This is a genomic window from Blastomonas sp. UPD001, from assembly GCF_003426715.1.
In the GTDB taxonomy this organism is placed as follows: domain Bacteria; phylum Pseudomonadota; class Alphaproteobacteria; order Sphingomonadales; family Sphingomonadaceae; genus Blastomonas.
The window spans coordinates 2267472-2287173 of record NZ_QKVT01000001.1 but is presented as its reverse complement, the minus strand read 5'-3'; the positions used below and the strand labels follow the sequence as shown (position 1 = coordinate 2287173).

20 protein-coding genes, 1 tRNA gene and 1 pseudogene are annotated in these 19702 nt (G+C 66.4%); 15 read left to right on the top strand and 7 right to left on the bottom strand.

Annotation, left to right across the window (positions count from 1 at the left end; genetic code table 11):
• The first annotated feature begins 212 nt into the window (after positions 1-212).
• Together glf and DM995_RS11605 are read left to right on the top strand one after the other, a co-directional pair.
• Positions 213-2552 carry a UDP-galactopyranose mutase gene (gene glf / locus DM995_RS11610; protein ID WP_232824343.1) on the top strand — a complete coding sequence of 780 codons (2340 nt, stop codon included), beginning with the start codon at positions 213-215 and terminating at the stop codon, positions 2550-2552.
• Positions 2549-3985: a glycoside hydrolase 5 family protein gene (locus tag DM995_RS11605; protein ID WP_116969529.1), complete on the top strand. Its 1437-nt coding sequence runs from the start codon at positions 2549-2551 to the stop codon at positions 3983-3985. The genes glf and DM995_RS11605 overlap by 4 nt, the downstream gene beginning before the upstream one ends.
• Here DM995_RS11605 and DM995_RS11600 read toward each other — a convergent pair.
• The 3 genes from DM995_RS11600 to DM995_RS11590 are packed head-to-tail and all read right to left on the bottom strand — an operon-like array spanning position 3982 to position 5664.
• A complete protein-coding gene (locus DM995_RS11600; protein WP_116969528.1) occupies positions 3982-4527 on the bottom strand; it encodes a CinA family protein in 546 nt (181 codons plus the stop codon). The two genes, DM995_RS11605 and DM995_RS11600, sit on opposite strands and share 4 nt — an antisense overlap.
• Before the next feature lie 15 nt (positions 4528-4542).
• Complete coding sequence (locus DM995_RS11595) at positions 4543-5046, bottom strand: hemerythrin domain-containing protein (RefSeq protein WP_023836818.1); 504 nt, start codon at positions 5044-5046, stop codon at positions 4543-4545.
• A 24-nt stretch (positions 5047-5070) separates the two neighbouring features.
• The gene (locus DM995_RS11590; RefSeq protein WP_116969527.1) at positions 5071-5664 is read right to left on the bottom strand and encodes a hemerythrin domain-containing protein; all 594 of its coding nucleotides are present in this window, start codon (positions 5662-5664) and stop codon (positions 5071-5073) included.
• Positions 5665-5818: 154 nt separating this feature from the next.
• Between DM995_RS11590 and DM995_RS11585 the strand changes: the two genes are divergently transcribed.
• The 5 genes from DM995_RS11585 (at position 5819) to DM995_RS11565 (ending at position 11113) form a co-directional block, all read left to right on the top strand.
• Positions 5819-6067, top strand: coding sequence for a hypothetical protein (locus tag DM995_RS11585; protein ID WP_116969526.1), 249 nt, complete (start codon positions 5819-5821; stop codon positions 6065-6067).
• A 27-nt stretch (positions 6068-6094) separates the two neighbouring features.
• Complete coding sequence (locus DM995_RS11580) at positions 6095-7078, top strand: DNA topoisomerase IB (protein WP_116969525.1); 984 nt, start codon at positions 6095-6097, stop codon at positions 7076-7078.
• Positions 7079-7152: 74 nt separating this feature from the next.
• The gene (gene otsB / locus DM995_RS11575) at positions 7153-7908 is read left to right on the top strand and encodes a trehalose-phosphatase (RefSeq protein WP_157973179.1); all 756 of its coding nucleotides are present in this window, start codon (positions 7153-7155) and stop codon (positions 7906-7908) included.
• Between the two features lie 8 nt (positions 7909-7916).
• Positions 7917-9698 carry a glycoside hydrolase family 15 protein gene (locus tag DM995_RS11570; RefSeq protein WP_116970432.1) on the top strand — a complete coding sequence of 594 codons (1782 nt, stop codon included), beginning with the start codon at positions 7917-7919 and terminating at the stop codon, positions 9696-9698.
• Positions 9695-11113, top strand: a complete 1419-nt coding sequence (locus DM995_RS11565) for an alpha,alpha-trehalose-phosphate synthase (UDP-forming) (protein ID WP_116969524.1) — start codon at positions 9695-9697, stop codon at positions 11111-11113. The genes DM995_RS11570 and DM995_RS11565 overlap by 4 nt, the downstream gene beginning before the upstream one ends.
• A 90-nt stretch (positions 11114-11203) precedes the next feature.
• Here DM995_RS11565 and DM995_RS11560 read toward each other — a convergent pair whose 3' ends face one another.
• Together DM995_RS11560 and DM995_RS11555 are read right to left on the bottom strand one after the other, a co-directional pair.
• On the bottom strand, positions 11204-11917 hold the full coding sequence (locus DM995_RS11560; RefSeq protein ID WP_232824342.1) for a DUF4142 domain-containing protein: 714 nt from the start codon (positions 11915-11917) through the stop codon (positions 11204-11206).
• A 115-nt stretch (positions 11918-12032) separates the two neighbouring features.
• The gene (locus DM995_RS11555) at positions 12033-12449 is read right to left on the bottom strand and encodes a response regulator (protein WP_023836826.1); all 417 of its coding nucleotides are present in this window, start codon (positions 12447-12449) and stop codon (positions 12033-12035) included.
• A gap of 109 nt (positions 12450-12558) precedes the next feature.
• Here DM995_RS11555 and DM995_RS11550 point away from each other — a divergent pair, with 109 nt between their 5' ends.
• From DM995_RS11550 to DM995_RS11530, 5 genes are all read left to right on the top strand, one after another.
• Positions 12559-13317: a Crp/Fnr family transcriptional regulator gene (locus DM995_RS11550; protein ID WP_198669334.1), complete on the top strand. Its 759-nt coding sequence runs from the start codon at positions 12559-12561 to the stop codon at positions 13315-13317.
• Positions 13307-14305, top strand: a complete 999-nt coding sequence (locus DM995_RS11545) for a sensor histidine kinase (RefSeq protein ID WP_198669333.1) — start codon at positions 13307-13309, stop codon at positions 14303-14305. Before DM995_RS11550 ends, DM995_RS11545 begins: the two co-directional genes overlap by 11 nt.
• A 160-nt stretch (positions 14306-14465) precedes the next feature.
• Entirely contained in the window at positions 14466-15080 is a 615-nt protein-coding gene (locus DM995_RS11540) for an SRPBCC family protein (protein ID WP_023836829.1), read from the top strand.
• A 44-nt stretch (positions 15081-15124) separates the two neighbouring features.
• Positions 15125-16294: a zinc-dependent alcohol dehydrogenase gene (locus DM995_RS11535; protein ID WP_116969521.1), complete on the top strand. Its 1170-nt coding sequence runs from the start codon at positions 15125-15127 to the stop codon at positions 16292-16294.
• Between the two features lie 23 nt (positions 16295-16317).
• A complete protein-coding gene (locus DM995_RS11530) occupies positions 16318-16497 on the top strand; it encodes a PLDc N-terminal domain-containing protein (RefSeq protein WP_023836831.1) in 180 nt (59 codons plus the stop codon).
• A 13-nt stretch (positions 16498-16510) separates the two neighbouring features.
• On the opposite strand, the gene DM995_RS11525 is transcribed toward DM995_RS11530, so the two are convergent.
• Positions 16511-17029 (bottom strand): DNA-deoxyinosine glycosylase, encoded by a 519-nt coding sequence (locus DM995_RS11525; protein ID WP_116969520.1) that lies wholly within the window; start codon positions 17027-17029, stop codon positions 16511-16513.
• A gap of 76 nt (positions 17030-17105) precedes the next feature.
• Positions 17106-17179, bottom strand: a tRNA-Gln gene (locus DM995_RS11520).
• A 195-nt stretch (positions 17180-17374) separates the two neighbouring features.
• Between DM995_RS11520 and DM995_RS11515 the strand changes: the two genes are divergently transcribed.
• From DM995_RS11515 to DM995_RS21845, 3 genes and pseudogenes are all read left to right on the top strand, one after another.
• Positions 17375-18595 (top strand): Ppx/GppA phosphatase family protein, encoded by a 1221-nt coding sequence (locus tag DM995_RS11515; protein ID WP_232824341.1) that lies wholly within the window; start codon positions 17375-17377, stop codon positions 18593-18595.
• Positions 18592-19374 carry an RlmE family RNA methyltransferase gene (locus tag DM995_RS11510; RefSeq protein WP_116969519.1) on the top strand — a complete coding sequence of 261 codons (783 nt, stop codon included), beginning with the start codon at positions 18592-18594 and terminating at the stop codon, positions 19372-19374. The genes DM995_RS11515 and DM995_RS11510 overlap by 4 nt, the downstream gene beginning before the upstream one ends.
• A 95-nt stretch (positions 19375-19469) precedes the next feature.
• Positions 19470-19702 (top strand): annotated as a pseudogene (locus tag DM995_RS21845) (hypothetical protein); the annotation flags it as partial.

Below are 19702 nucleotides of genomic sequence, written 5' to 3'. Positions count from 1 at the left end.
GGCGGGGTGTCCCGGCAGGATGGCGCAAGGCTGGGCCTCGATCGGCCCGCCCCCAATAACATGGGTCAGGTTCGGCCAAATTGGCCGGAATCGCGGGGCCTCACCTATGTAAGATTGCCGCGAGCCACGCTCGGCTAGGTGCCGGATCAGTCCGCTAGCGACACGCCCGTCCGTTCCAGGACCGGCGGCCACCTTCGATCCGGAGATACCCGATGCACCGCCCGTTCCAGCACAGCCAGACCCCTGCCCTCTCGGTGCGCCCGGTGATCGTCTGTTTCTCGCACCTTCGCTGGGACCTGGTGTTCCAGCGGCCGCAGCACATCATGACCCGTCTCGCCAGCCAGTTCGACGTGACCTATTGGGAGGAACCGCGTTTCGATGCGGCGTGCGATTCTCCCCGGCTCGACCGCAGCAGCGTCGAGGGCGGGGTGACGCGGCTGGTTCCGGTGCTGCCCGAAGGCCTTGACGGCGCCGCCATCGATCGGGCGCTCGGCGCCTTGCTCGAGGCCGAGGTCGCGGGCCACCGCGGACCGCTGGTCTTCTGGTACTATACCCCGATGATGCTGGCGTTCAGCGCCGCGATGCAACCCGATTTCACCGTCTATGACTGCATGGACGAGCTCGCCAATTTCGCCTTCGCGCCCGCCGATATCGCGCAGCGCGAGGCGAGCCTGATGGCGCGCGCCGACCTGGTGCTGTGCGGCGGGCGCAGCCTCTACGAGGCGCGGCGGAGCCGTCATCCGAACGTCCACTGCTATCCTTCGGGCGTCGATATCGCACATTTCGCGCGCGATGCCGCGACCACCGCAGAGCCCGAGGACCAGGCAGCATTGCCGCGTCCGCGCCTCGGCTTCTATGGCGTGATCGACGAGCGCATGGACCTGGCGCTGCTCGCCGAACTCGCGGCGCTGCGCCCCGACTGGGCGTTCGTGATGATCGGCCCGGTGGTCAAGATCAGCCCCGACGATCTGCCGCGCGCGGCCAATATCCACTGGCTGGGCGGGCGCGATTACGCGCAGCTGCCCGATTATGCGGTGCACTGGGACGTGGCGCTGATGCCGTTCGCGCTCAACGCCTCGACCCGGTATATCAGCCCGACCAAGACTCCCGAATACATGGCGAGCGGGCTTCCGGTGGTCTCGACCCCGATTGCCGATGTCGTCGCGACCTATGGCACGCTCGGCAGCATCCGCATCGCCGCGGACGCGCGCGGGTTCGTGTCCGCGTGCGAAGCGCTGCTTAGCGCCGATTCGCGGACCAGCGCCGCCTGGAGAGCCGAGGCGGAGACGTGCCTCGCCGACAAGAGCTGGGACGGCACCGTCGCCCGGATCGCGCGCCAGCTGCAGGATGGCCTTGTCGCGCGGCAGGTCGCGCGCATCTCGAGCGCGCGCGCCGTCAATCGCGCGCGTCATTATGACGTGCTCGTCGTCGGCGCGGGTTTTGCCGGTGCGGTGATGGCCGAGCGGATCGCGGCGGGATCGGGCAAGTCGGTGCTGGTGATCGACAAGCGCGACCATATAGCGGGCAATGCCTATGACCATCATGACGATGCGGGCATCCTGGTGCACAAGTACGGACCGCATATCTTCCACACCAACAGCCGCGACATCCTCGATTATCTCTCGCGATTTACCGGCTGGCGGCCCTATGAGCATCGCGTGCTCGCAGCAGTCGACGACCGGCTGGTGCCCATGCCGATCAACCGGACAACGCTCAATGCGCTCTACGGCCTGAACCTCGAGACCGAGAAGGACGCCGCCGCCTATCTGCAATCGGTCGCGATCGATGTCGGCGAGGTACGCAATTCGCGCGATACCGTGGTGTCGCAGGTGGGCGAGGACCTCTATGCCAAGTTCTTCGAGGGCTATACCCGCAAGCAATGGGGCGTGGATCCGCGCGAACTGGACAAGTCGGTGGCGGCGCGCGTGCCGGCGCGCACCAATACCGATGACCGATATTTTACCGATGTGCACCAGTGCATGCCCGACAACGGCTATACGAAGATGTTCATGGGGATGCTGAACCATCCGCAGATCGACGTGCTGACCGGCCAGGGCTATGACGACCTGCCCGAGACGATCAGCTGGGATCATCTGGTCTGGACCGGGCCGATCGACGAATATTTCCACCACCGGCTCGGCCGCCTGCCCTATCGTTCATTGCGCTTCGAGCACGAGACGCTGGAACAGGAACAGGCGCAGCCCGTCGCGACGGTCAACTATCCGGATTATGACGTACCCTTTACCCGCATCACCGAGTTCAAGCATCTGACCGGGCAGCAGGCCGAGGTGACCAGCATCATGCGCGAATATCCGGCGGACGAGGGCGATCCCTATTATCCCGTGCCCAATGCCGCGGCGCAGGACATGTACCGGCGCTATGCGGCGCTGGCGCGCGATTGCCCGGACGTCACCTTTGTCGGGCGGCTCGCCACCTATCGCTATTACAACATGGACCAGATCGTCGGCCAGGCGCTGGCAACCTGGCGCAGGCTCGATGCGCGCTGGCGGCTCGACGCGCTTTCGACCCTGGGCGTGGTGGCTGCCGAATGAAGCATGTCACCGAGCTCGAACCCGCCGCGATCCGCCGCGTCGCCGCCCCGCATCCCGACCGGGACTGGGTGCGGTGCGCGAGCGGCGCGCCGTATTTCCAGACCGAATCGGGCACGGCCTGGGCGCCGGTCGGGCATAACGAGGCGATCACCTGGCCGCATCTCGCGCCGCTCTATCGCCGGCAGGATGTCGCATCGGTCGACCGGCATTTCGCCGCGCTGAAGGCGAGCGGCGTCAATTGCCTGCGCCTGATGCTCGATTACAACCAGGTCCGCCACCGCCATCTGGAAAGCCGCTGCGGCCATTTCAGCCCGGCCATGGTGCGGATGTGGGACGATCTCATCCAGCTGGGCGAGCGGCACGACATCCGCTTCCTGCTCACCCCGTTCGACACCTTCTTCATGGCGCGGCGCTGGAAGACGCACCCTTATGCGCAGGCGACCGGGGGCCCGTGCAAGTCGCCGCGCCACATGTTCACCTGCGAAGCCACGCGCGCGGCGATCATCAACCGGCTGCTGTTCGCGACCCGCCGCTGGGGGCACAGCCAGGCGGTGTTCGGCTGGGACCTGTGGAACGAGATCGACAGCTTCTATGCCGGCGGCGACATGGCGGCGGTGCACGATTTCGTCGGCGAGGTTTCGGCCGCGCTACGGGCCGAGGAGCTGCGCGTGCATGGCCGCAGCCATCCGCAGACGGTGTCGGTCTATCTCCCCAACCTGCTGCTCCGCCCCGAGCTCGGCGAGGTGATCTTCCGCCACCCCTCGCTCGATTTCGCCAGCGTGCACCTGTACGAAAAGGGCACGATCGACCATCCGCGCGGCACGCTCGCCCCAGCCGAGGCGACCGCGCGGCTGATGACGGCAGCGGTCGAGCAATGCCCGGTCGATCGGCCATTGCTCGATACCGAGCACGGCCCGATCCATGCCTTCAAGGACCGGCACATCACGCTTCCAGATGATTTCGACACCGAACTGTTCCGCCGCATGCAATGGGCGCATCTGGCGAGCGGCGGCGCAGGCGGCGGAATGCGCTGGCCCTATCGCCATCCGCATGTGCTGCTGCCCGCGATGCATCAGGCGCAGGGCGTGCTCGCGCGCTTCCTGCCGCTGATCGACTGGCGCAGCTTCCGCCGGCAGCCGCTCGGCGAGCGCCTGCGCGCGCCCGGATTCGACGGGCTCGCCCGCGGATGCGGCGATGCCCGCCAGGCGGTCGTGGTGCTGATGGCCAACCGCGCGCAATGCGGCCATGCCTTTGCGCTCGACATTCTGGGGCTCGAGCCCGGCGTCTACAGCGTCACCCAGGTGAACACGCTGACCGGAGAGGCGGAAACCGCTCAGGTCCAGACGATGCAGGACGGAACGCTCACCGTGCTGGCGGGCGGGACGGGACAGGATGTCGCGCTCGCGGTGGTGCGCACCGATTCGAGCGACTAGTCACCGCGCCGGTCGCGCGCGGTGCGCAGACCGATCGCGAGCGCGGCCAGCGTGACCATGTTGCGGATGTCGCGCCGCGGCCGCTCGCCGTAATCGACACGATAGACCCAGGACTGGTCGGGCACCGCGACGCCGATATAGGCAACGCCAGCGCCCTCGCTTTCGTCAGGGTCGGACGATCCCGCAAAGCCGGTAATGCCGAGCGAAAGCTGCGCGTCGGCAAGACAGAGGCTGTTTTCGGCGAGCGCGCGCGCCACCGGTTCGCTCACCGCGCCCTGCTCGTCAATCAGCCCCGGGTCGATGCCCAGCATGTCGTGCTTGGCCGCGACCGAATAGCAGACATAGCCCCGGTCGAGGCAATGGCTCAGTCCCTCGACATCGGTGAGCAGCGACGACAGGAAGCCGCCGGTGCAACTTTCCGCCGTCGCCAGCTTCCAGTCCATCCTGTCGAGCATCGCCAGCAGAGCGCGCGCCGCCGCGGTCAACTGCGCGGAATCGGGCACCACACGTTCGTCGCGGTCCTGTTCGGGTGCTTCGGTCATGCCCGGCCCGTGCGTTCAGCTCGCCAGCGCGACCAGTTCGGGCCGGGGCAGACCTTCGGCCTTGGCCTGGGCCAGCAGTTGCTGCTTCAGTTCGGCCATCTGCGCGCCGAGCGCGACCAGATCGATCTCCGCCTTGCGTACCTGCGCGAAGATGCTGCCGCGCTGGCGCTCCTCCTCATAGACGTGATGCTCGACCTGCTCTTTCAGCACGCTTACCTTGGCGTCATAATAGGCGTCCGAAGGCGAACCCTGCTGCAGCGAGAGGATCAGCGTCTTGGCGCTGTCATGCTCGACCTGCGCCTCGTCCATCATGTCGTCGTCCACCGCTTCGCGGATCCCGGGATAGAAGACCTGTTCCTCGACCATCGCGTGGATCGTCAGCTCCTGGCAGATCTGCTGCACGATCTTCTTCTGCGCCGCCTCGCCGCGCGCATTGTCGTATTTCTCGAACAGCGCTTCCACCGTCCGGTGGTCGTCGGCGAGCATCTGCAACGCGTCGCGGCTTTCCTTCTGGGCCATCTCTCACTCCTTTTTCGGGCAGGCTCAGGCGAGGATCAGCCCGGCCATGTTCATCTCGCGGCTGAGCTTCTTGTTCTCCTCGTCGCTCAGGCGCTCGCGCAGCGCGGGGAACAGCTCGTCCTCTTCCTGGCGCATATGCTCCTCGAGCGCGCCGCGCAGGCGGCCGAGCGTTTCGTTGAACGCCGGATCGCCCTTGTCCATATGGCCGAGCTCGTAGAGCATCGCCTTGACCTCGCCATGGTCGCTGTTGAGCGACCTGGCCGCATCGCCCTCGCCCCCCTGGCCGAGCACGGGATAGATGACATTCTCTTCCTGCATCGCGTGCTTGGTGATCATGTGCTTGAGGTTCATCAGCAGCATCGCGCGGCGCTCGCTCTGGTCGGGCGAGAGCTGTTCGAGCTTGTCGATCACGGCCAGCGTCGCCTTGTGCTCCTTGATCAGCCCTTCGCACCAGTCCTGCGCCATGGCGGTGGGGGCCTGGACCGCCATCTTGCGGCCGATATTGGCGATCGCCGCCACGCCTGCGGTGAGCAGCAGGCCCTTGACCGAGCTGCTCAGGATCGAGCTTCCGCCCTGTCCATTGGGGGTGCGTCCATTGTGCGTTCGTGAATGGGCCATGGGTATTCCTCTCGATGGGGGCCGCCGATTCGGGGAGGGGGCGGCTTCAGACCCTGTGTCGCGCACCCGCCATCGGTCCACACACGCCTATGTTAACGCCTGCGCGAATTGCCGCGCCTAGCCTTGGCGGCTCATTTTCCATGAGGACGGAGCCATGACCGACAAGAAGCGTATCCCCGACGACATGAAAGCGCGGACCGGCAAGGGCGGTGCGGGGGAATCGGGCGGCGGCGCCTATCCCAACCCGCATACCGGCAAGGAATTGCGCGGCGAAAAACGGGGTTTCATCGAAGGTGGACAGAGCGAGAACCGCTATTACGGGCCGAAGGATGCGCAAGGCAATGCCGCCAAGAACGCAGGGCGCGACGATCTGGCAGGCGACAAGGACCATGAGGGCATGTGATCTGCCCGGCGCCGGTGCCATCTTTCCATGAGCGAGCCGGACGCGCTGGTCTTCACCACCGACGACATGCCCGGCATCACCCGCAAGCGGCGCGGCAAGGGCTTCAGCTATCATGATGCCCAGGGCCGGCTGGTCCGTGACAAGGCGGTGCGCAAGCGCATCGACAGCCTGGCCATCCCGCCCGCATACGAGCAGGTGTGGATCTGCCCTGATCCCAATGGCCATCTCCAGGCGACCGGACGCGATGCGCGCGGGCGCAAGCAGTATCGCTATCACCCCGCCTATCGCGAGCGGCAGGACGCGGCCAAGTTCGCGCGGCTCGCCAGTTTCGGCGCCAAGCTGCCCGCAATCCGCGAACGGGTGGAAAAGGACATCTCGTCGAAGGGAACATCGCGCACGTGCGTGATGGCGACGATCATCCATCTGCTCGATTGCACCGCGATCCGCATCGGCAACGCGCTCTATGCCAAGCAGAACCGCTCCTATGGCCTGACCACGCTGCACTGCCGCCATGTCGCGCTCGAGGCCTCGCAGATCCGCTTCCGCTTCAACGGCAAGAGCGGGCGCAAATGGGACGTCAGCCTGCGCCACAAGCGCGTCGCCAAGGTGCTGCGCGGCCTGCAGGAACTGCCGGGCCAGCAGCTGTTCCGGTACAGGGATGGCGACGAACTGCGCGCGGCCACCTCGGACGATATCAACGCCTATCTGCGCGAGATCGGCGGCGAGGATTTTTCGGCCAAGGATTTCCGCACCTGGTGCGGCACCGTCACCGCCTGTTCGGTGCTGTGCGAGCTGCGCCAGCAGGAACAGTCCCCGCCCACCGAAAAGGCGATCCGCGAGGCGGTGGCGCGCGCCGCCGATGCGCTGGGCAACACGCCGACCATCTGCCGTCAGTCGTACATCCATCCCGAACTGCTCGAAGCCTATCGCGAGGATGACCCGATGTTCCGCCGCACCGATCCCGACGAGGCCGAGCCTGCGGTGCTCAAACTCCTGAAAAAGCGCGGCTGAGGGGGAACCCGGACGGCGGTGGTGCGTGTCCCTTGCATACCTTCATGAATGGACCCCAAAGGAGCCGCATCCGCGTGCCTGAAAGCCTTGCGCAGACGATCGACCCCGCCAGTACCGATGGAGACAGCAGGCCGCTTGCGCTGTTGCTCGATTTTGACGGAACGCTGGTCGAGATCGGCGAGACCCCCGATGCGGTTGCGTTGAGCGCTGCCATGGCCGAAACGCTTGCCGATGCGGCGCGGCGGCTCGACGGGCGGATCGCGGTGGTCAGCGGCCGCTCGCTCGAACAGCTCCACCGGTTGCTGCCGGGCGCGCTGGCAGGCGGGGTGGTGGCGGCGAGCCATGGCCAGGAACTGAGCGTCGACGGCGCGGTCCAGGCCCCTCGTCCCACGCGGCTGTTCGCCGATCTCGCGTTCGAGGCGGCGCTGCATTTCGAGGACTTTCCCGGGATCGTGATCGAGGAAAAGAGCTTCGGGCTCGGCGTGCACTACCGGCTTATGCCGCAGCTGCGCGACCGCGCCGAACAATGGGCGAGGACACAGGCGGCGTCGCACGGGCTGATCGTGCAGCAGGGCGACATGGTGTTCGAGCTGCGCCCCGGTGGATCGGACAAGGGCGATGCGGTGCGCCACATCATGACGCTCGACCGGTTCCGCGGCAGCGCCCCGGTGTTCATCGGCGATGACCTGACCGACATTCCGGCCTTCGAGGCCGCGCGCGCGCTCGGCGGGACCGCGATCAGCGTGGGCTCGCGCACCGCCGACCATGCCAACGAACGGATCGACAGCGTCGAGGGCGTGCGCCGGCGCATTGCGGCGCTGGTCGCATGAGCCCGGCGATGAACGGAGCGATGAATCTCTGGCCGATCGGCAATTGCGAGATCGCGGCGCTGGTCGATCCCAATGCCCGGATCGCCTGGGGCTGCCTGCCGCGCTTCGATGGCGATCCCGTCTTCTGCTCGCTGCTCGAACCCCAGCAGGATCATGGCTATTGGGATATCGTGCTCGAGAATTGCGCGCACAGCGAACAGCGCTATATCCGCAACACCCCGGTGCTGGTGACGCGCATGTCGTGTGACGCGGGCAATGTCATCGAGGTGATCGATTTCATGCCGCGCTTCCCGCGCCACGGGCGGATGTTCCGCCCGGTCGCGATCGCGCGCATCGTCCGCGTGATCAGCGGCAGCCCGCGCATATCGGTTCGCCTGCGACCCGCTTATGCCTGGGGCGAGGGTTCGCCCCGGCTCACTTCGGGCTCCAATCACATACGCTATATCCTGGGCGAGCAAGTCCAGCGATTGACCTCGAACGCCCCCTTGGGGTGGATCAGGGACGAGCGCATGTTCAGGGCAGAACGCGATCTCTATTTCTATTTCGGCCCCGACGAGGGGTTCGACGCGCAGCTCGAGGCGCGGATGGAGGCGATGCTCGACGAGACCGTCTCGACCTGGCAGCACTGGGTGCGCGGGCTCAACCTTCCGCTCGAATGGCAGGAGGCGGTGATCCGCGCCGCAATCACGCTCAAGCTGTGCCAGTACGAGCAGACCGGCGCGATCGTCGCGGCATTGACCACGTCGCTGCCCGAGCATGCCGATTCGGGGCGCAACTGGGACTATCGCTTCTGCTGGATCCGCGATGCCTATTTCACCGTCCAGGCGCTCAACCGGCTGGGCGCGCTCGACGTGCTCGAATCGTACCTGCACTATCTGCGCAACATCGTCGATGCGGCGCGCGGCGGGCATATCCAGCCGCTTTACGGCATTGGCGGCGAGGCGACCCTGACCGAGCACGTCATGCCCGGCCTGAACGGCTTTGCCGGCATGGGGCCGGTGCGATCGGGCAACCAGGCCTATGAGCAGATTCAGCACGACGCCTATGGCCAGATCGTGCTGTCGAGCGTGCAGGCGTTCTTCGACCAGCGGCTGCTGCGCCAGGCGACGGTGCAGGATTTCGAGGCACTCGAGGTCGTCGGCCACCGCGCCTTCGCGATGTTCAACGAACCCGATGCCGGGCTTTGGGAGCTGCGCACCCGCGCGCATGTCCATACTTATTCCGCCGCGATGTGCTGGGCGGCGTGCGATCGCCTCGCCAATGCCGCCGGGGCCATTGGGCGGCCCAAGGCGGCGATGTTCTGGGGCGAGCGTGCCGAGCATATCCGCGCGCATATCGACGCGCATGCCTGGAGCCATGCGGGCAACCATTATTCGGCGGTGCTCGGCGAGCGCACGCTCGATGCCAGCCTGTTGCAGCTGCTCGATCTCAAGTTCATCCGCGCCGACGACCCGCGCTTCATCGCGACGCTCGATGCGATCGAGGGTGGGTTGAGGCGCGGCAGCCATATGCTGCGCTATGCCGACGAGGACGATTTTGGACCGCCGCAATCGGCGTTCAACGTCTGCACCTTCTGGCTGATCGAGGCGCTGCACGCCACCGGCCGCTATGGCGACGCGCGCGCGCTGTTCGAGGAGATGCTGCACCGGCGCACCCCCGCCGGCCTCTTGTCCGAAGATATCGACCCCAGCACCGGGGTGCTGTGGGGCAATTATCCGCAAACCTATTCGCTGGTTGGGCTGATCCAGTGCGCAGGCCTGCTCTCCCGGCCCTGGAGCGACGCGCGATGAACCGGCTGATCTGCATATCGAACCGCGTCCAGGCGGCCAATGGCGGCGCGAGCAGCAATCGCGGCGGGCTGGCGGTCGCGCTGTCGGCAGCCCTGCGCGAGAGCAACGGCATCTGGTTCGGCTGGTCGGGCGAGCAGACCGACCATTTCACCGGGCAGATCAGCTTCCGCCGTCAGGACGGGGTCGCCACCGCGACGATCGACCTGGAAGCGCAGGATATCGAGGAATATTATAACGGCTTTGCCAACCGCACCTTGTGGCCGCTGTTCCATTACCGGCTCGACCTGACCGAGATCGCGCGCGACTTTGCCGGGGGCTATGCGCGCGTCAACCAGCGCTTTGCCGAGACCGTGGCGCCGCTGATCGAACCCGACGACATGATCTGGGTGCACGATTATCATCTGATGCCGCTGGGCCAGCGGCTGCGCGAGCGCGGGTTCGACAACCGGCTCGGCTTCTTCCTGCACACCCCCTGGCCGCCCGCCAGCCTGATGATGTCGCTGCCGGGGCATCGCGAACTGGTCAAAAGCCTGCTCAGCTATGACGTGATCGGCTTCCACACCGACGAATGGCGCGCGTCGTTCATCGACTATATCGTGACGCATCTGGGCGCCGAGCTCGACGGCGATCATGCGCTGCTCGACGGACGATCGACCCGGCTGCTGATCTGCCCGATCGGGCTCGACACCGCCGAATTCACCTCCGCGCTGGGCACGCCCGCCGCGCGCGATGCCGAACAGCGGCTGATCACCAGCGCGGTCGGACGGCAGGTGATCGTCGGCGTCGACCGGCTTGACTATTCCAAGGGCCTGCAGGAGCGCTTCCTGGCTTATGAGCAGCTGCTCACCACCCGGCCCGAATTGCGCGAGAAGCTGTTCCTGCTGCAGATCGCCCCGCCCTCGCGCGGCGACGTGCCGAGCTATCAGCAGATCCGCGCCGAGCTGAACGCGCTGTCGGGCGGGATCAATGGCGAGTTCGCCTCGATCGACTGGGTGCCCGTGCGCTATGTCAACAAGGGCTATGCCCGCGAGGAGCTGTTCGGCATCTACCGCGCCTCGCGCGTCGGCCTTGTCACCCCCTTGCGCGACGGGATGAATCTGGTCGCGAAGGAATATGTCGCGGCGCAGGACCCCGAGGACCCCGGCGTGCTGGTGCTGTCGCGCTTTGCCGGAGCCTCGGTGCAGCTCGATGCCGCGCTAATCATCAACCCGCACAGCAGCGAGGACATGGCCGATGCGATCGCGCGCGCGCTGGTCATGCCGCTCGAGGAACGCCGCGAGCGCCATGCCGCGATGCTGGCATCGGTGGTCAAGCAGGACGTGCGCTGGTGGAGCGCGCGCTTCATTGCGGCGCTGCAGCCGCCCCAGCCGAGCGAGGACCGGCCCCGGCTGGCGCTCGCCGGCGGCAAGGGCTGAACGCCGCCCGTTCCATCTGCAAAAAAATGGCGACCCGAAGGCCGCCAGTGAGGTGGAGAGAAGGAGCGGTCCCGCCCTGGTTATCCGCCGTTACTGATCGGTGGTGGAGCCGGTCGCGCGCGGCGCGCGGTTGGTGCTGGCCGACCCGCCCGTGCTGGTGGTGCCGGACATGCCATCCTGCATCGCACCGCTGGGGTTGCCCGTGGCTGCGCCTGCGGCGGTGCCGGTGCCGGTCATCCCCTGCCCGTTCTGCTCGAGCCAGTCATGATGCTTCTGCACCACCGGGACCACCTTGGCGGCAAAGCCCTTGAGCTCGGCATTGTCGCCGCTCTGCGCATAGCCCTGGTGCAGCGCCAGCGCCTTGCGGTGCGCCGCCATCTGCTGGGTCATGTATTCGCGGTCGAATGCCTCTCCCCTGGCGGCCTTCAGCCGGTCGATCATCGCCTGATGCTCGGCATCGAGCCGTGCCGGGGGCTGAGTGCCCAGATTCGCGCGGGTCACCATCGCCTTCATCTCCTGCGAGGACTTGGTGTGGTCGGTGACCATCATCCGGCCGAAATCCTTGACCTGCTGCGACTGGCCGTTCTTCGTTGCCAGTTCGCCCGCCTGAATCTCGTACATGTCCGAATTCGCAGCCTGCGCCACATAGGTTCCGGTCGATACCGGCGTGGTCGCCATGGCCGCGTCATCCGCAGCACCGGTCGCCATTTCGTCCTGCTGGGTTCCGGCCGCATCGCCCGCTGCCGTGTCCGAGCGTGCCCCATCGGGTGCATCGCATGCCGCCACCAGCAGGGCTGCCGTCAAGATTGCCATATTCCGCATCGCCACATCCTTTCGAAGATTGGTGCGGCAGCGATAGGCGGTACGGCGGAAGGAGGAACTTACATAGGAAAGTCCGCAGGCAAGTCCATGCAGGCCTTCAGCGCAACGGACCTCCGCGCGAACTCTGCATCATGCGCGCGATCATGTGCACCATCTCGGCAAAACCCTGGTGCGACAGCGGCTTTTCGAAGCGGGTGACCTCGCGAAAGCAGTTCGCAATCGGGTCTTCGCCATAGCCGGTGCAGAAGAGAAAGGGGATTCCCATCGCCTCAAGATGCTGGGCGAAGGGAAAGATCAGGGTGCCGCGCAGATTGATGTCGAGCACCGCAATATCGATCCTGCGCGCGGCATCGAGCAGCTCGCGCGCCCCGTCAAGCGTGGCGGCCGGCCCCGTGATCTCGGCCCCGAAAGCGGCCAGGCGCCGCGCAAAATCATCTGCAATCAGGAAATCATCTTCCACGACGAGCACGCGACAACCGCGCAGCAGGCCTTCGTCAGAGGGCAGCGAAGTCATTGATCACTCTGGATAACTGAACCGGGAAGGGAGATCGAAAGGGCATATGCAACATACCCGCGAGGCATGCGTAAGTTCCACCTGACGACGCCATGGGAGGCCCGGGAAGTTGACGCCGCACGTCACCCTCAAATTGCGCGGTTTCGGGGAGCTGGAAACCGCCTCGGAAGATTGGCTGGCCGAGCAGGTCCGGCGCGACGTGCGCCGCCTGCCGCCGCGGGTCGATCTCGTGCGCCAGGGCGAAGGGACCGGCCCGCTGCACGTGCTGATCGAGGGCTGGGCAGTGCGCTACAAGACGCTCGAGGATGGTCGCCGCCAGATCCTCTCGGTGCTGATCCCCGGCGATATCTTCGATATCAACGGTCATCTCGCCCGATCGATGGACCACAGCATTGCCACGCTGACCCCGACGCGGGTCGCGCTACTCGACGACGATTTCCTCGATATCGCACGCGCGCACCATTCCGATCTCGAAAAGCTGCTCTGGTGCGACATGCATGTATCGTCCGCCATCCAGCGCGAGCGCTCGACCTCGCTGGGCCAGCGCACCGCGCGCGAGCGCATGGCGCATATCCTGTGCGAGCTGTTCCACCGCCAGCGCTCGGTGGGCCTCGCGACCGGGCAGCGGTGCAGCTTCCACCTCACACAGACCGAGCTGGCCGAGGCGCTGGGCATGACTCCGGTCTATGTCAACCGCACGCTGCAGGACCTGCGCCGCGAAGGCGTGATCCAGCTCGAGCAGAAATGCCTGACGGTGCTCGATCTGCCGCGGCTCGAGGCGACGGCTTTGTTCGACGCCGGATATCTCAAGATCTGCGAGGCCGATGGCGCGGCAGGTTCGCACAAGGAGAATGCCCATGCCTTCTAGCTGGTCCGGCCCGGTCCAGACGCTCAACCATTTCATCGTCACGCTGCCGCTGCTCGTCTGGCGGGCTGGGCGCGATGGTGCGTGGTTGTGGGCGAGCCCGCAATGGGAGGCATTCACCGGCCAGAGCGAGCCCGATTATGTCGGCGATGGCTGGCTGAATGTCGTGCATCCCGATGACCGCGAGGCCGCGCAGGCAGCCTGGCGCCTCGCGTCGGACCGGCAGAGCTTCGAGGTGGAGTTCCGCATCCGCAACGCCGAGGAGGACCGCTATTACTGGCACAAGACCCGCGCCGGGCCGGTGTTCGACGATGACGACACGATCATCGAATGGCTGGGCACCTCGACCGATATCGACGACCTCAAGCGACTGCGCGACCAGGAGCGGTCGCTGCTGGGGGAGTTGCAGCATCGCGTCCGCAACACGCTGGGCGTGGTGCGGGCGCTGTCGCGGCGCACGGCGGACCATTGCGATACCATCGAGGATTTCGTCGCCAAGTTCGACGGGCGGATCAACACCTTCGCGCGCACCCAGTCGCTGTCGACCCGCTCGGCCACCGGGCAGGTCAACCTGGCCGATCTCGTCCATGACGAGCTGCTCAGCCATCACCTCAATGACGAGGACCAGGTCCGCGCCGAAGGGCCGGACATCATGCTGGGGGTCAAAGCCGCCAACATGCTGGGCCTCGCAATCCACGAACTGGCGAGCCACGCGGTGACATTCGGCGATCCGGGCGATCCGCCGCCACGGCTGCGGGTGCGCTGGGGGATCGACGCTAGCGGGGCGAGGCCGCTGCTGACGCTGGTGTGGAGGGAAGAGGGGCGCAATCTTGCCGATCCCGACCAGGCCCTGGGTGCCCTCGCCCGCGACTTTGTCGAGCGTGCGCTGCATTACGAGATGGACGCCGAGACCGCGATCCAGACGCTGCCCGGCGGGCTGGTGTTCGATGTGCGCCTGCCGCTGGCGCGCGCGCAGGATCGTGACAGCTGATGGCAGATTTGGCGGATTTTATCGGGACTTACCAACCCATGTGATGATCGCGACCGGCCTGGCCGCCTAATCCTGAACCCGACACGGTGCCTTTACCCACCCCCCGACGAGCCTTGAGGGGCACCGTGTCACCATACTTCACAACCAGGGACACACGCCCATGCCCATCGCCAACTGGGCCCGTTACGGGCTCGCCGCCACGCTTGCCACTGCGGCAGGCGGGGTCCTGATCTATCGCCGCAAGCCGGGCATCAACCATGATGCCGCGCCCGCGCGCAGCGCCCGGCATCGCCGACGCTTCGGCGATTATCGCGTCACCGGTGCCACCGTCACCATCCGCGCCACCCCCGAGCAGATTCGTGCCTGCTGGCAGGGCAATGCGCAGCTCTGGCCGGAGCTAGAATATCTGCCCTTTCCCGAAGGCAACCAGCCCGATCTGTTGCTGCCGCCGTCCGAGCTGCGCGACATGGCCTCGCGCCCGTTGCTCACCCGGATCGTCGCCGAGCGCGAGGACGAACTGGTCGCCTGGCGTTCCGAGGGCGACGGCCATGCCGACATGCACGGCCGGCTGCGCTTTCGCGACAATGGCGCGAAGGGCACCGCGGTCGAGGTGATCATGGCGGTTCGTCCGCACCATTTCGCCTCCGCCTGGAAGACCGAGGCGATGATGGCCGAAGCGCTCGAGCTTGGCCTGCTGCGCGATCTGCGCCGATTGAGAATGCTGATCGAGACGGGCGAGATCGCCACCGCCCGGATGCGCCCCGACGCGGCCTGAGCCGCAGCGCATCGCCGATCCAGCAAGACAGAGGAATTCAAGCCATGCGAGCTGCCACCTTCCAGGGCAAGGGCGATATCGACGTCCGCCAGATGCCCGATCCCGCCATCGTCAATCCGCGCGATTGCATCATCGAAGTCACCTCCACCGCGATCTGCGGGTCGGACCTGCACCTGTATGACGGCGTCATTCCCGGCGTCGAAAAGGACGACATTCTGGGCCATGAGTTCATGGGCCGCGTCGTCGCCGTGGGCAAGGAAAGCACGCTCGAGGTTGGCCAGCGCGTCGTCGTGCCCTTCACGATCTTCTGCGGCCAGTGCTTCCACTGTTCGGAGCAGCGCTACAGCAATTGCGACAACAGCTGCCCGGTCGAGGACCAGGAGGTTGCCGAAAAGGCCTTTGGCCACCCGATGGCGGGCATGTTCGGCTATTCGCACCTGACCGGCGGCTTTGCCGGAGGCCAGGCTGAATATGTCCGCATCCCCTATTCGGACGTCGTGCCCTTGGTCGTGCCCGAGGATATTCCCGACGAGCGGCTGCTGTTCCTCTCGGACATCCTGCCCACCGGCTGGATGGCCGCGCTCAACGCCGAGATCGCGCCGGGCGACACCATCGCGGTCTGGGGCTGCGGCCCGGTCGGGCTGTTCACCATCCTCAGCGCCTTCCAGCAGAAGGCCGGACGCGTCATCGCGATCGACGGCGTCAAGGGCCGACTCGACATGGCCGAGCAGCTGGGCGCCGAGCCGGTCAATTTCCACGAGACCGACATTCTCGACGCGCTCAAGCAGATGACCGGCGGCATCGGCCCCGATGCGGTGATCGATGCGGTCGGCATGGAGGCGCACGGCTTTGCGATCGACAACATGGCCGACCGGGTGAAGCAGGCGGTGGGCATCGGACAGGACCGCGCGCATGTGCTGCGCCAGGCGGTCATGGCCTGCCGCAAGGGCGGGCGCGTCTCGGTTCCCGGCGTCTATGGCGGCAAGGCGGATCTGTTTCCGCTGGGCGCGATGATGCAGAAGGGGCTGCAGCTGCGCACCGGCCAGACGCATGTCCGACGCTATACGGCGGAACTGCTCGACCTCATCGAGCGTGATGTCATCGATCCCAGCTTCCTGATCAGCCACCGGCTGCCCCTCGACGAGGCGGCGACCGGCTATCGCAATTTCCGCGATCAGCAGGACGAGTGGATCAAGGTGGTCATGCACCCGTGACCCGGCATTGAAGGAGATTTCCCATGGAATACGGCATTTTCGGCATCGTCATCCTCATCCTCGACCTGATTGCGCTGTTCAGCGTCTGGTCGAGCGGTGCGACGACCGCGACCAAATTGCTCTGGACGCTGCTGATCATCATCCTGCCGGTGCTCGGCCTGATCGCCTGGTTCTTCGTCGGCCCCAAGCGCGCACGCGTGTGACCCCTGGCGTCGCCTATCCGGGCGGCAGGATGAAAGCGCGCAGCGCCTGCCAGGCTTCGGCCTTGGCGGCGAGGGGCAGCGTATAGGCCGGGCTGCTCGAGGGGAGCGCAACGATCGGCAGGTCGTGCCCGGCCAGCGCCCGCATCGCGCCACGCGCCGAAAGCGCGCCGTTGCAGCCCACCGCGCGCAGATACGGCAGGCGCTCGACCAGCGGGGCAAGCGGGTTGACCGTGGCCTCGCGGATATCGTCATCGAGGCTCGAGCCGCGCCGTGCCGAGCCGATGACGTCCCAAAGCCCGACCCCGCGCGCGCCGAGCCGCGCGAGCCGCTCCGGATAATCGAGCGCGACCAAAGGTTCGCCGATCACCCCTTCCATCAGCGCCCAAAAATGATTGCGCGGGTGCCCGTAATAACGCGAAGCCGCCAGCGAGACGCGCCCCGGCAGGCTGCCCAGCACCAGTAGCGTGCAGCGCTCCGGAACCACCGGCGGCAGGCCGGTCACGGGTTCCGTCGAGGAGGGGAGGCGCGTCATCACCTCGTTTCAGCCGGAAAGCACAAATCGCGCCCTATCCTGTGCAAGGCGAATCGGCCCGTCAATGTCAGGAGAATGGATGCCCCCCAAGGATTCGAACCTTGATTAACGGAGTCAGAGTCCGTGGTCTTACCATTAGACGAAGGGGCAATAGGCGGTCGCAATTAGGCGCGTCGGCTTGTGCGGTCAAGACCCAAATCGCAGCGAATCGGCGGCGTGCTTGCGCATTCGTCGCATATTGGCTAGCCTTGGCCTCAAGTACCGGCGAAGCGCGGACATTTTGGCCGCGTGGGCATGCCCGGATGAGAAAAAGAGCAATTTGGCATGGTGGAGCGACCCACTTCCATGCCGCAGGCCGACCCGCTGGCAATCGCCCCGTCCGATGGCGGCAAGATGGCCAAGGATCCGGCGAAACCCGGCAGGACTGGCCGGAATGCGGCAAGACAGCGAGGCAGGCAGAAGCCTGTCACCCATGTGGGCGAACGCAGCCCCACCCCCCCTGCCGGTGCGCAACCGCGAATCGCCGACTCCCGATCGGGCAGGAATGCTTCGAGCGACCGCGGCGGCTGGAATGCCCGCCGCGCCTATGCCGCGATCGACCTTGGCACCAACAATTGCCGGCTGCTGATCGCCAAGCCGGCGGCGGACGGCTTTGTCGTGGTCGATGCGTTCTCGCGCGTGGTGCGGCTGGGCGAAGGGCTGGGGCAGAGCGGACGGCTGAGCGATGCGGCAATGGACCGCGCCGTCGCCGCATTGTCGATTTGCGCCGACAAGCTGCGCCGCCGCCATGTCGCGCTGGCGCGATCGGTGGCGACCGAGGCGTGTCGCAAGGCGAGCAACGGCCCGGCCTTTATCGAGCGCGTGCGGCGCGAGACCGGAATCGTGCTCGACATCATCACCGCCGAGGAAGAGGCGCGGCTCGCGGTGCTGGGCTGCCACATCCTGCTCGAACCCGGCGATGGCCCGGCGCTGATCTTCGATATCGGCGGCGGATCGACCGAATTGGTGCTGGTCGACAGCTCGGGCCCGGTGCCCGACATTCTCGACTGGATGAGCGTGCCCTGGGGCGTGGTAACGCTCACCGAGAGCGAGCGATTCGACCATGACGATCCCGAGGCGCGTGCTGCCGCCTACACGCGGATGCGCGAACGCGTGATGGAAGGCTTTGCGCCCTTTGCGCGGCGGCTGCCCTGTCTGCCCGATGCCGAACGGCGGCTGCTCGGCACCAGCGGCACGGTGACGACGCTCGCCAGCCTGCATCTCGACCTGCCCTGCTATAATCGCGACGCGATCGACGGGCTGATCGTGCCGTCCGAATCGATGCGCAGCATCAGCGCGCGGCTTGCGGGGATGAGCCTCAACCAGCGGCGCGAACTGCCGTGCATCGGAAAGGAACGCGCCGATCTGGTGGTGGCGGGTTGCGCGATCCTCGAATCGATCCTCGACATCTGGCCGGCGATGCGGCTGGGCGTTGCCGATCGCGGCATTCGGGAGGGCATCCTGCGCGCGCTGATGGGCCGCGACGCCCCGCATCCCAACCGTGCAGCGCACGAGCAGCGCGCATGAGCGGCGACGACAAGAATGGCGGCGGCAAGGGCGGAAGCAGCGGGTCGGGTGGGGGCCGGATCCCCGGCGACAGCCGGCGCAAGGCGACCGGAAAATATGGCGATGGCCTCAAGCAGCGGGTCAAGACCGCGCGCGGGCGCACCGCCTCGTCCAACCGCTGGCTCGAGCGCCAGCTCAACGATCCCTATGTGCGCAAGGCCAAGGCCGAGGGCTATCGCAGCCGCGCGGTGTACAAGCTGATCGAGCTCGACGAGAAATTCGCCATCGTGCGCAAGGCGCGGCATGTGGTCGATCTGGGCATAGCGCCCGGCGGCTGGTCGCAGCTGGTGCGCCGGGTCAACCCCAGGGCCGCGGTCGTCGGGATCGATCTGCTGCCGGTCGACCCGATCGAAGGCGTCACCATATTCCAGATGGACTTCATGGCCGATGATGCGCCGGACAAGCTGATCGAGGCGCTGGGCGGCACGCCCGATCTGGTGCTCTCGGACATGGCGGCCAACACCGTCGGCCACAAGCAGACCGACCATCTGCGCACCATGGGACTGGTCGAGGCGGCGGCGCATTTCGCGGTCGATCATCTGGCCGAAGGCGGCACATTCGTCGCCAAGGTGCTGGCCGGGGGTACCGACAACGATCTGCTGACGCTGCTCAAGCAGCATTTCAGGACCGTGAAGCACGCCAAGCCGCCCGCCAGCCGCAAGGGCAGCAACGAATGGTATGTCGTCGCGCAAGGTCGCAAGCCGAGAGCGGCGAGCGAGGACCACGACGACCTGGCCTGAAACCGGCGGTGATTCGCCTTGCCCTGCGCGGCGGAATGGCGATGCTGGGGGCAGATGCAGCCCGAACGATGCGCTGCCATGGACGCGGGGGCGGCATGATCGATCGAAACTTGCTGGTGCTGGCGTCGATCGTGTTCATCGACATGGCGGGCATCGGGCTGATCGTGCCGGTGATGCCGACGCTGATCCAGTCGCTGACGGGCCAAGGCCTCGATCAGGCGGCGACCTGGGGCGGCTGGCTGCTGTTCACCTATGCGATGATGCAGTTCCTGTTCGCGCTGTTCGGCGTGTTGCTGGTGCTGACCCAGGGCGTGCTGTCCGGCAGGGC